The organism is Aequorivita viscosa, assembly GCF_900106795.1.
In the GTDB taxonomy this organism is placed as follows: domain Bacteria; phylum Bacteroidota; class Bacteroidia; order Flavobacteriales; family Flavobacteriaceae; genus Aequorivita; species Aequorivita viscosa.
Genome location: NZ_FNNS01000045.1, coordinates 1 through 8,983 on the forward strand (window position 1 = coordinate 1; position 8,983 = coordinate 8,983).

Here is an 8,983-nt window from a genome sequence, read left to right on the forward strand (position 1 = left end):
AAATATATACAGCCAGGAAAACCAACTCAAAATGCTTTTATAGAACGTTTCAACGGCTCATATAGGCGTGGGGTGCTAAACAAATATATTTTTGAAGACCTACACCAAGTGCGTGAACAAACTCAAATTTGGATGGATGATTATAACCATAAAAGACCACACGATAGCTTAGGGAAAATACCACCAGTAAAATATGCTGAAAACAAACGTGTCGCTGCCGCTAGGCTCATTTTAAAATAAAATGGCTTTAAAGAAACAATATGAAGAGAAAGCCATTCTATTTTAAAACGTAAAAAATTATATATTTGGAAAAACTAACAGTTCTAAATAGGGGAAGCTTACATTTCGAGTCGCACATTTTCAATACATTCTTTTAAAGAATCATTTTTTGGTAATTTATTTTTATCATTCCCTGCTTCATAGATTGTTCGTAATTGCGAAGACATTTCAAAAATTAAATCTTGAAATCTGTTTACGTATTGAGGATGCTCATTAAAAAGTGCATCCATACGCTCATAATTTACAGGATTAGCAATAGCCGACTCATGTATTTCGATGAGTTGGGCAAAAATCAGTAATCGTTTATCTTGATAATTAGACCGTCCTGATGATTTTCTAGAAAGAATTAAAATTTCCCGAAGCGTTTCGTGATTTTTTGTTAGATCCCGCTGTAGTTTCAACAATTTAGATTGCAGGTTTTCACGATTTTCTTTTGGATCGACTAGTTTGCCACGAGTTTCTAAAAATTCGGCAGTTAGTACGTACGTTTCAGATAAAAACTCTTCAGTCTCCGCCTTTGGATTAACGCGATACCAAATTTTTGATAGAAGTAAATACCAAAGTCCGCCTAAACCCATTAACAAAGCGTATTCATAAATTTCTAACCCTTCAGAATCGCGTGCAAAGCTTAATGCCAATGCCATAAGACCGGAAAAACTTATTAGCGAAGCTCTAAACCCATAAACAGAAATAAAAGAAACAGCGAATGTGAGCAATCCTAAAGCTGGTAATAAAGCCCACAGGTCTAAATTGATATAGCCTTTAATAAAGCTGACAATCATTACTAAACCAGCCGATATAAGTATCCCTATCTTTTTATGTTGAAAGCTTCCTATTACATCACTCGGCGAACTTCAAAAAGCTCCAAAACTTATAGCCATTCCAATTTCAGAATACCCCAAATGGGTAGCAATTACCGCGGGTAGGGTAACGGCAATACCAACCCTAATTGCTTTTGAAAAACTGATGCTTTTCAAAAACTGTAGGAACTCTTTAAAATTATCGGAAACTAGTCGTAAGGTGAAGTTCAATGCAGAATATTTTCAAAGGCTAATATAAGGTTTATTAGAAAATCTATTTTAAATCACTACCGGAAATAAGGCATTTAATTTTAATTCAAATTAGTGTTTTGAACTTCTTTGTGTCAATAATATTTTTAATTTATTCTTTGTGATTTTAATTTTTAAAATATTAATCGTAATATTGCGATGAATAAAAAGAAACAATATGGGATTAGCAAAAACAGAAAAATTTACAGACCAACAAAATGAAATTGCTCGTTTTGCAAAGGTTTTTGGACACCCTGCAAGAGTGTCGATTTTACAGCATTTATTTAAAATTGATGCCTGTGTTTGTGGCGATTTGGTCGACGAAATTGGATTGGCACAGCCTACTGTTTCCCAGCATTTAAAAGAGTTGAAACAGTTGGGTTTGATAAAGGGAAATGTAGAAGGAACTAAGGTTTGCTATTGTATTCACAAAGAGAATTGGGTAGCAATGAAGAAAGTGCTGATAGCGTTTCTTGATCAAGATTTGCCAATTAACCCAGATTGTTGCTAACGATTAAACAAACTTTAAGCGAATGACACACGCAAAACCCAATATGTTTTCTGAAATAGAATCGACTATAAACGAGTTAAATCTGAAGTCGATTACTGAAGATCGAAAAGTTATTTTAAAGCCTTTAATTGATTTTATTCAACTAAAAGTATCAAAAAAACAGGAAGTTCGTTTACATTTCATTTGCACCCATAACTCACGAAGAAGTCATTTATCACAGGTTTGGGCGCAAACTATGGCCGCTTTTTTTAATATTCAAAATGTGGTTTGCTATTCGGGCGGTACAGAATCTACCGCTTTGTTTCCGATGATTGCCAAAACTTTGATGAATTCAGGTTTTCAAGTAACGACGATTTCAGAAACCAACAACCCAATTTACAGTATTAAATATGCCGAAAACGCCCATCCTATTATTGGGTTTTCTAAGAAGGTAGATAACAATTTCAATCCAAAATCAGAGTTTGCGGCAATAATGACTTGTTCTCAGGCCGATGGAGATTGCCCGTTTATAGTTGGGGCTGAAAAACGGATTCCAATAACCTACGACGATCCAAAAGTATTTGATAATACACCGCAACAGGCTTTACAATACGAGGAAAGAAGCCTACAAATAGCAACAGAATTATTTTACGTTTTCTCTCAAATAAACTGATATTAAATGGCATCAAAGAAGTTAAGTTTCCTTAATAGAAACCTTACGTTATGGATTTTTGTAGCAATGGCGATAGGAGTAGGACTTGGGTATTTTATACCTACGTTTCCAGATATTATAAACTCATTTAACAGCGGAACAACCAATATTCCAATTGCAATTGGCTTGATTTTAATGATGTATCCACCTTTGGCAAAAGTTAATTATGCTCTTCTTCCAAAGGTATTCAGAAATACAAAAATCCTATCTATATCACTTATTATAAATTGGGTTATTGGTCCAGTTTTAATGTTCATTTTAGCCATTATATTTTTGCGCGATTATCCCGAATATATGGTCGGTTTAATTTTAATTGGTTTAGCGCGTTGCATTGCAATGGTACTTGTGTGGAACGACCTTGCAGACGGGAGTAGTGAGTATGGAGCTGGCTTAGTTGCTTTAAATAGTATTTTTCAGGTGTTTGCATATAGTTTTTATGCGTGGCTATTTATTACAGTGCTTCCACCATTTTTTGGCTTTGAAGGTGCTATCGTAGATATTTCAATTATTACCATTGCAGAAAGTGTCGCCATATATTTAGGCCTTCCTTTTGTTATGGGAATATTGAGCAGGCTTATTTTGGTGAAGTTAAAAGGAGAGGAGTGGTACACCAATAAATTTATTCCAGCAATTTCTCCTTTGACTTTAATTGCATTATTATTCACGATTATTGTAATGTTTTCATTGAAAGGAGAATTAATTGTCAAAATTCCGATGGACGTTTTAATTATTGCTGTTCCGTTACTTATCTATTTTTTATTGATGTTTATTATCGGCTTTTTCTTTACTAAAGCAATGGGAGCTGAATACGACAAGACAGCAGCGGTAGCTTTTACTGCAGCAGGGAATAACTTCGAATTAGCGATTGCCGTAGCTATTGCAGTTTTCGGACTGAATTCTGGGCAGGCATTTACCGGAGTAATAGGTCCGTTGGTTGAAGTTCCGGCCTTGATTTTATTAGTACGAGTTTCCTTTTGGTTAAAAAATAAATACTACGGAAAAGCTAATCTTTAATTTCGACTCAAAATTCTATTAGTTGTAATTTCTTAGAATTCAGAAATGTAATTAGCGTTCGTAACTGCTTTATTTTTAAGTGTTGGGAAGCTAAAATGATAATCAAGTTCTAAATATCTTTCAATTTCTTCCGAACTTCAACTTCATCTTCACCTTCCTATATAAAAACTTAGGTAGTTAACCTTATAGTAACACAAAGGTAATCTCAAGTTAACTTTCTCCTTAGAGAATGGACGTTTCTTTGAACCAACAAATGAAACGACATAATGAGAACCTTTTTAAAACTATTTTTCTTTCTTTTTACCACAGTTTGTACAGCCCAAGAAAGTGGAGCTATTGTAGGAAAATTAATTGATAAAGAATACAACAACGAACCTTTGCCCTTTGCGAATGTTTTTATAAAAGAAACCACAAAAGGCGTTACTTCAGATATCGACGGAATGTACGCCTTAGCAAACATTTCTCCAGGAACGTATACAATTGTGTACAGTTATGTAGGATATAACACGGTTGAAATTCCTAACGTTAAAATTGTTCCAGGAAAAGTTACAAATATTGATGTGCCTATGGGGCCAAGTGCTGCTACTCTTGACGAAGTAGTTATTCAAGCCACGACCCGCAGAGCGACCGAAGTAGCATTATTATTAGAGCAAAAAAAGGCAATCGCTATTAAAGAAAGTATTGGCGCTGAGCAGTTGTCAAAACTTGGTATTTCTGATGCGGCCGGAGCAACTTCTAAGATATCAGGTATTTCAAAAACAGAGGGTAGTGGCGCCATATTTGTTCGTGGTTTAGGCGATCGGTATTTATACACTACTTTAAATGGTCTTTCTATTCCTTCAGATAATATTGAAAGGAAAAATATAAATCTGAATCTCTTTTCTACACGGTTGATTGAAAGCATTAACGTGAGTAAAACAACTTCACCAAATATCTCTGCAGATCAGGCTTCGGGAAATATAGATATAAATACTAAGGAGCTATCCGGCAGAAATCTACTTGCCGCTAGTTTAGGAACCTCTATTAACACCAATGTAATGAGCAGTGGGGTGTTTAATAACTTTAAAGTATCGCCAAATTATCAAGATGTTTCTTTCGGGTTTTACAGTCAAAGCATACCTACTAGTCAGGCTATTACTGGTCAAAGTTGGAATCCAGAAGTTGTGAATTTACCAATTAATAAATCTTATTCCATAAGCGCAGGAACAAGAATTGGCGATAAACTTAGTCTGCTTATTACGGCTGGTCAGTCGGAAGACTTTGAATATAAAGAAGGTGCTTTTAAACAATACCGTTCAAATTATTTAGACGATGTAATTCCAGATGCTACTACGTGGAGTAAGGAGGTCGCGACTTCGGGACTCTTTCATACTAGGTTTAGAGCTAATGACAACAATGACTTAAAATTCAACACATTATTAATTAATAAAATTGAAGACGAAGTGTTTGAAGGCGGCCGTTCTGGTAAAGCAGTAATTTATGAAGAAACTGATCCACAGGAAGGATTTTCACAATTTATTCGCGACCAAAACCTTAAAAAAACATTGCTTTCCGTTACCCAAATAAGTGGTGAACACAAAATTGGAGAAAAGAACGAAATTGATTGGGCTGCGGGATATAACTTCTTAAGTGCTGATGAGCCAAACCGTATCCGCAATGAATTTAATTTTAGTGATGAAATCGTTCAACTGGGAAGAACAGGTGGTTTTCAACAACGAAAAAGTACTCAAAAAATTGAAGATACTGAGTATAATGCCCGAATAAACGATTTAATTAAAATTATTGATAAGGAAGAAAGTCTTTTTCACATAAACATTGGAGGGAATTACAGAAACAAAACTCGTGATTTTAAATCTCAGTTTTTTGGCGCGGAAGAAACAGTAACCAACGCCATAAACCCACATTCCATCGATGAGATTTCAGAAATTTTTACTCAGCAAAACTTCGATTATGGACTTTTAAAGAGAAACACGCTCGCACCAGATTTTTATAATGGCGAGTTGCGGTCTATGGCTGGATATACCAATATTACCGGAGTGCGAGGAAACATCACCCTTCAAGCAGGTTTACGATTTCAAAAAGATAATATTGATGTCAACTGGGATGTAAACAACTACGCAGGACGAAAGGGGAGTGCCAACAAAGAATACAGCAGGGTTTTCCCTTCTTTCAACATTAAATATGCCCTAAACGAAAAACACAGTTTCCGTTTCGCGAACAGTTATACGACCACACTTCCAGAATTTAAGGAAATCGCTCCCTTTGAATACGTTTCGCCTGTAGGTCAGGTTACGCGCGGTAATCCAAACATCGATGCTTCATTAAACCGAAACTTCGATCTTAAATGGGAATTCTTCCCCTCAAACGACCAACTGCTATCAGTTACAGGATTTTACAAACATATTAAAGATCCAATCAATAAAGTGCAGGATAGAGGTTCGGCAGGTGTGTTTTCATACTTCAACGCAGGTAATAAAGCTGAAGTGTACGGTTTGGAGGTTGAAGGACGCGTAAATCTTATTTCGGGTGACGAACGGCCTAATCTGAAACTAAATGTAAATGCTTCAAGAATGTGGCACAAACAAGATTTAAAGGAAGTTTATAACGAGGAAGGGAACTTTGTTCGAACTTTTAGGTACAAAGGCTTAACTGAAACCGGCTTAGAAGGGGCATCAGACTGGATTGTAAACGGTGCTTTAAATTTTAATACCAAAACTGAAAATCCTTTTGAAGCAACCATTTCTGGGAATTATGCTTCAGAAAAAATATATGCCTTAGGATCACCAGAATTTCAAACTTCAGGAGATGTAAACTACAACGACGCAATTATAGAAGAAGGGTTTGTTTCCCTGGATTTGATACTAAGCAAAACATTAAACGAACATTTGAAAATAGGTATTTCAGGCAAAAACATTCTAAACCCTGAAATAAAAAGAACACAATTAATTAAACCGAGTACTACAAATATAGAAACTGAAGAAACGGTTTTATCGTACACACGTGGAGCGCGGTTTGGTTTAAACCTTAACTATACTTTTTAACAAAAATGTCTAATTTAAATTAAGAATGAAAATGAAAAACTTTAAAAAATTTGCCTTATCACTCGCCGCAGTAGCTGGGTTATTCCTAACGGGATGCAGTAGCGATGATGATTTTACACCGGAAGAGCAACAAGTTGAAAACAGTGAACTCACAGGTTCATTAGAGTCTAATAGAATTTTGGATGCTTCTGTTCAATATACGATTACTGGTCCTTACCTTGTAAAGTCAGGCGCTAAATTAACCATTCCAGCGGGTACAGAAATTGTATCGCAAGTGGGAACAGATAGATACATTGCTGTTGAGCAAGGCGGGAAAATTGAAGTTCAAGGAACTGCTTCAAATCCAGTGGTTATGCGTTCAGAAAACAATACAGCGGGAGACTGGGGCGGTTTGTTGCTTTGCGGAAATGCAACCACTACTGAAGGAGTGAATGCAATTGCTGAAGTAGGAGGGCTTATTTATGGAGGTACAGACGATGCTGACAATTCAGGAAGTATTGAATATTTAATCATCCGTGGCGCAGGAGCTCAGATCAATTCAGAATCACAGTATAATGGACTTACGCTGTATGCAGTAGGCTCAGGGACTCACATCGATAACGTCGCAGTCCTTGATGGCGCTGATGACGGAATTGAGTTTTTTGGAGGCACTGTTTCAGCATCAAATCTATATTTCGAAAATAACGAAGATGATTCAGTAGACTGGACAGAAGGCTGGAATGGTACAATTACCAATACTTATGTGAGCCATACAAAGCCTTTTTCAACTGCAATTGAAGCCGATGGCGACAACAACAATCCGAAGGTAATAAACTTCACAGCTGTTTCAACAGTAGGAGGTACTGCGCTTCAGTTTAAAAAACAATCAGGTGCTACTATTACAGGACTTTCTCTTTTAGGATATTCAACTAGAATAGATATGAAGGACAATGGCCCTTTATCAAACATAATTATTGACGGTCAAACAGCTGACCCATCAAACGGCTACAATGCACCTGCTTCTGTTGATTTGTCTAGGTTCTCTTGGGCTACAGACAATACTTTAGATACTTCTGTGTTGCCAAGCGCAATTACGGGTACAACAGAGTTAAATCCAAGTCTTGTTTACCTGCTTCAAGGAACGACTCTTGTTAAGGCTGGCGGAAAACTGATTATTCCAGCAGGAACTACTATTATTTCTGAAACAGGAACCGATAAATATATCGCTGTTGAGCAAGGTGGTAAAATTGAAATTAATGGAACGAACGACAATCCAGTAGTTATGAAATCTGCAGGTGGTAATCCTGGAGATTGGGGCGGACTTTTAATTTGTGGAGAAGCAGTAACAACAGAAGGTGTTAACGCCATTGCAGAAGTAGGGGGGCTTGTTTATGGAGGCACCAATAATGCTGACAATTCAGGGAGTATCAACTATTTAGTTATTCGTGGTGCGGGTGCTCAGATTAACTCAGAATCGCAATACAACGGTCTAACGCTTTATGCTGTTGGTTCTGGAACATCAATCTCAAATGTTGCTATAATTGATGGTGCTGATGATGGAATTGAGTTTTTTGGAGGTTCTGTTTCAGCAACAAACCTATATTTTGAAAATAATGAAGATGATTCTGTTGACTGGACAGAAGGTTGGAACGGTACAATAACAAACACATACATTTTAAACAATGTCGCAGGTTTTTCAACTGCTATTGAAGCCGATGGCGATAACGGAAATCCTACTATTACAAATTTAACAGCAGTTAATACAGGAAATCCAGGAAGCGGTACAGCCTTTCAGTTTAAGAAGCAGTCAGGAGGGACTTTTTCGAATATTTCACTCACAGATTACGGTACCAATGTAGATATGAAGGACAATGGGCCTTTAGCAAATATTATAGTTGATGGAGCTCCACTTACTACTACAGATGATGATGTATTTAATGGAACTCCGGTAGATATTTCAGGTTGGATTTGGATTAGCAAATAACCACTAGGTTTCAAAATTCTACCGATTTAATAAGCCTCTTGATTTCAAGGGGCTTTTGTGTTGTTAGTGTCTGACACTATCCCGCTAAGTGTGTAAGTTTAAAATAACAGGGGTTAGACTTTTTAAAGTCTGACCCTTTTTTCATAGATCGTTAGGAACTGATTTAAAATGATGCCCCAGTTCCTGATAGGCATTGTCCATTTTTTGGTTGCTTCGCGTACAGACAAATATACGGATTTCATTACGGCATCGTCTGTTGGGAAAGAAAGTTTGTTCTTGGTGTACTTTCTTATTTTCCCGTTCAGGTTCTCGATAAGGTTTGTGGTATAGATAATCTTCCTGATCTCCAGAGGGAACTCATAGAACACCGTGAGCTCTTCCCAGTTGTCACGCCAGCTTTTGACGGCATAGGAATACTTATCCTTCCATTTTTGG

9 protein-coding genes are annotated in these 8,983 nt (G+C 36.7%); 6 read left to right on the forward strand and 3 right to left on the reverse strand.

Features of this window, described 5'->3' with window-relative positions:
- Window positions 1–240 (forward strand): integrase core domain-containing protein (locus BLW28_RS15210; RefSeq protein WP_143036919.1); only part of this gene is annotated, 240 nt, incomplete at its 5' end.
- Window positions 241–338: 98 nt separating this feature from the next.
- Here the strand turns inward: BLW28_RS15210 and BLW28_RS15215 are convergent.
- On the reverse strand, window positions 339–1,061 hold the full coding sequence (locus BLW28_RS15215) for an FUSC family membrane protein (RefSeq protein WP_073222234.1): 723 nt from the start codon (window positions 1,059–1,061) through the stop codon (window positions 339–341).
- A gap of 72 nt (window positions 1,062–1,133) precedes the next feature.
- Window positions 1,134–1,310, reverse strand: coding sequence for a hypothetical protein (locus tag BLW28_RS15850; RefSeq protein WP_159431793.1), 177 nt, complete (start codon window positions 1,308–1,310; stop codon window positions 1,134–1,136).
- A 196-nt stretch (window positions 1,311–1,506) separates the two neighbouring features.
- Here BLW28_RS15850 and BLW28_RS15220 point away from each other — a divergent pair, with 196 nt between their 5' ends.
- The 5 genes from BLW28_RS15220 (at window position 1,507) to BLW28_RS15240 (ending at window position 8,548) form a co-directional block, all read left to right on the forward strand.
- Entirely contained in the window at window positions 1,507–1,839 is a 333-nt protein-coding gene (locus BLW28_RS15220; protein ID WP_073222231.1) for an ArsR/SmtB family transcription factor, read from the forward strand.
- Window positions 1,840–1,861: 22 nt separating this feature from the next.
- Entirely contained in the window at window positions 1,862–2,491 is a 630-nt protein-coding gene (locus BLW28_RS15225; protein WP_073222228.1) for an arsenate-mycothiol transferase ArsC, read from the forward strand.
- A 6-nt stretch (window positions 2,492–2,497) separates the two neighbouring features.
- A complete protein-coding gene (arsB, locus tag BLW28_RS15230; RefSeq protein WP_073222225.1) occupies window positions 2,498–3,544 on the forward strand; it encodes an ACR3 family arsenite efflux transporter in 1,047 nt (348 codons plus the stop codon).
- 266 nt (window positions 3,545–3,810) lie between these two features.
- Window positions 3,811–6,585, forward strand: coding sequence for a TonB-dependent receptor (locus tag BLW28_RS15235; RefSeq protein ID WP_073222221.1), 2,775 nt, complete (start codon window positions 3,811–3,813; stop codon window positions 6,583–6,585).
- A 31-nt stretch (window positions 6,586–6,616) separates the two neighbouring features.
- Entirely contained in the window at window positions 6,617–8,548 is a 1,932-nt protein-coding gene (locus BLW28_RS15240) for a hypothetical protein (protein WP_234946511.1), read from the forward strand.
- Window positions 8,549–8,670: 122 nt separating this feature from the next.
- Here BLW28_RS15240 and BLW28_RS15245 read toward each other — a convergent pair.
- Window positions 8,671–8,983: transposase (locus BLW28_RS15245; RefSeq protein ID WP_143036920.1), on the reverse strand; the 313-nt coding region annotated here is incomplete at its 5' end.

Coding starts and splice junctions, on each gene's coding strand:
- BLW28_RS15215 (WP_073222234.1), bottom strand. CDS start 1,061: ATGATTGTCAGCTTTATTAAAGGCTATATCAATTTAGACCTGTGGGCT.
- BLW28_RS15220 (WP_073222231.1), top strand. CDS start 1,507: ATGGGATTAGCAAAAACAGAAAAATTTACAGACCAACAAAATGAAATT.
- BLW28_RS15225 (WP_073222228.1), top strand. CDS start 1,862: ATGACACACGCAAAACCCAATATGTTTTCTGAAATAGAATCGACTATA.
- arsB (WP_073222225.1), top strand. CDS start 2,498: ATGGCATCAAAGAAGTTAAGTTTCCTTAATAGAAACCTTACGTTATGG.
- BLW28_RS15235 (WP_073222221.1), top strand. CDS start 3,811: ATGAGAACCTTTTTAAAACTATTTTTCTTTCTTTTTACCACAGTTTGT.
- BLW28_RS15240 (WP_234946511.1), top strand. CDS start 6,617: ATGAAAAACTTTAAAAAATTTGCCTTATCACTCGCCGCAGTAGCTGGG.